Below are 2,665 nucleotides of genomic sequence, written 5' to 3'. Positions count from 1 at the left end.
GTGACCGCGCCCGGCACGACGGTGACCACCACCGCACCGGCCACGACTGCACCGGGTACGACCGTGACCACGACGCTTCCGGCCACAACCGAGACGACGACGGCTCCGGCCACGACGGTGACCACGACGGCTCCGGCTACCACGGAGACGACGACGGCTCCGGCCACGACGGTGACCACGACGGCTCCGGCTACCACGGAGACGACGACCGTTCCGGGTACTACGGTGACCCTGCCGGGTACCACCGAGACGACAACCGCACCGGCCACGACTGCCACCGAGACGGAGACCACCACGGCCACCGCGACGACGACGGCCACCGCGACGGAGACGACGACGGCGCCCGGTACGACGGAGACGACTACTGCTCCGGGTACCACCGCGACGACGACGGACACCGCCACGGAGACCACCACGGCCACCGCGACGGAGACGACGACGGCGCCCGGTACGACGGAGACGACTACTGCTCCGGGTACCACCGCGACGACGACGGACACCGCCACGGAGACCACCACGGCCACCGCGACGACGACTGCGACCGCGACGGAAACGACGACGGCGATCACGACGGCGCCCGGTACCACTGTGACCGAGACGACGACGGCTCCGCCGGCAACGACGACGGTCACGACGACGCCGCCGGCCCCGACGACCGAGACTGTCACGGAGACGACAACTGTTACCCCGACCACGGGTACGCAGACTGTGGTTGTGACGACGACGCTCACGGAGACTCCGTCGACGACGGCAACTGTGACGACGACGGCAACTGCGTCCACCACGGCGACCGAGGCCACCACGGCAACTGTGACGACCACGGCATCCGGTACGACGGTGACTGCGCCGGGTACGACGGTGACGGAGACGGCACCGGGTACGACCGTGACGGAGTCCACGCCGGGTACGACCGTGACGATTCCCGCCACGACCGTGACGGAGTCCGGTACGACGGTGACGGTTCCCGCCACCACGGCGACGACCGTGACGGAAACGGCACCGGGTACGACCGTGACGGAAACGACGCCGGGTACGACCGTGACGATTCCCGCCACGACCGTGACGGAGTCCGGTACGACGGTGACGGTTCCCGCCACCACGGCCACGACCGTGACGGAAACGGCACCGGGTACCACGGTGACCGCAGCTGGTACGACGGTGACGGCGCCTGGAACGGCGACGACGACCGCATCAGGTACTACCGTGACGATTCCCGCCACGACCGTGACGGAGTCCGGTACGACGGTGACGGTTCCCGCCACCACGGCCACGACCGTGACGGAGACGGCTCCGGGTACCACTGTGACGGTTCCCGCCACTTCGGGTACGACCGTGACGGTTCCCGTGACCACTGCGACAACGGTGACGGTTCCCGCCACTTCGGGTACGACCGTGACGGTTCCCGCCACCACGGCGACCACGACGGCGCCCGGCACCACGGTGACCATCACGAGTGGAACCAGCACGGTTGCGACTACGACTGAGGTCGTCGGATCCACCGGATCTTCAGGTGGAATCGGTTCCTCAGGCACCTCGGGTTCATCGGCTGGCCTCGGCTCAGCTGCTCTGGGCTCGGCTGCACTGGGATCCACGGTTCTCGGTTCCTCCGGTCTTGCGGGAGTCTTCGGCTCCTCTTCCGGTAGTGCCGACAAGTGTGTCTACGGTTCGTCGAGCATCCTCAGCTCGCTCGGCTTGAGTGGCCTGTTCGGCAGCGGTTCCGTTGACTGCCTGGCGGGTGGATCTTCGGGCCAGACCGGCTCGACCGGCACCAGCACCGACACCACGGTTAACTGCATCCCGGGTTCGACGGGTGTACTTGGTTCATCGGCTCAGTCCGGTGTGACCGGGTCCACCGGCAACGGGACCACCGGTTCCGGTAGTGCGGCTGATTGCCTGCCGGTCGGTTCTTCGGGACAGGCTGGTTCTGAGACCGGTTCTACCGGTACGGGCCCCGGCCCCGATGGTGGCGACGGTTCCTCGGTTGACGCTGGTGCTGCGGGTTCGGCTGCACTGGGCTCGGCTGCGCTGGGTTCGAGTGCTCTGGGTTCGGCTGCCCTCGGGTCCACCGGTATCGCGGGAGCTTTCGGTTCCGCCGCCGGTAGCGCCGACAAGTGTGTCTACGGTTCGTCGAGCGTCCTCAGCACCCTCGGTCTGAGCGCACTGCTCGGCAGCAGTGCCGCCGATTGCGCGACGGTCGGTTCCACTACCGTCACCGATTCTGATGGTGGCGACGGTTCCTCGGTTGACGCTGGTGCTGCGGGTTCGGCTGCACTGGGCTCGGCTGCGCTGGGTTCGAGTGCGCTGGGTTCGGCGGCTCTGGCTGGTGGCTCTTCAGCTGCCGGGTCCGACGCGGAGCCCCCCGCAGACGGCTCCGGCTCCAACGGCTCCAATGTCACCGACGGCGACAATGCCGGTGACACGTCAGCGCCGGCCGGTGTTGGCGGAGCTGACGCAGAGAAGCCGGATGAGGCCAAGCAGGGTCTCCTGGCTACCACGGGTGCGAACGTCATGTACGTTCTGCTCGGTGGTCTGCTGCTGATGGTTCTCGGCGCGGTGTTCATCGCTGTCCGCCGACGTGAGAGCTAAACTCAGTACGCTGTAGCGCGAACCGAAGCCCCGGGTACTCCACGATCCAACGGAGTGCCCGGGGCTTCGGCATGTCCGG

At 67.8% G+C, this 2,665-nt stretch carries 2 protein-coding genes; one reads left to right on the top strand and one right to left on the bottom strand.

Annotated elements, in window-relative coordinates:
* Positions 1–1,592 (bottom strand): hypothetical protein (locus JIM95_RS11285; RefSeq protein WP_248702968.1); only part of this gene is annotated, 1,592 nt, incomplete at its 3' end.
* A 247-nt stretch (positions 1,593–1,839) separates the two neighbouring features.
* Here JIM95_RS11285 and JIM95_RS11280 point away from each other — a divergent pair.
* Positions 1,840–2,586: an LPXTG cell wall anchor domain-containing protein gene (locus JIM95_RS11280; RefSeq protein WP_200256146.1), complete on the top strand. Its 747-nt coding sequence runs from the start codon at positions 1,840–1,842 to the stop codon at positions 2,584–2,586.
* Positions 2,587–2,665: the final 79 nt, after the last annotated feature.

Source organism: Corynebacterium antarcticum (assembly GCF_016595285.2).
Lineage (GTDB): Bacteria > Actinomycetota > Actinomycetes > Mycobacteriales > Mycobacteriaceae > Corynebacterium > Corynebacterium antarcticum.
This window is presented reverse-complemented; position numbering and strand designations above follow the sequence as displayed.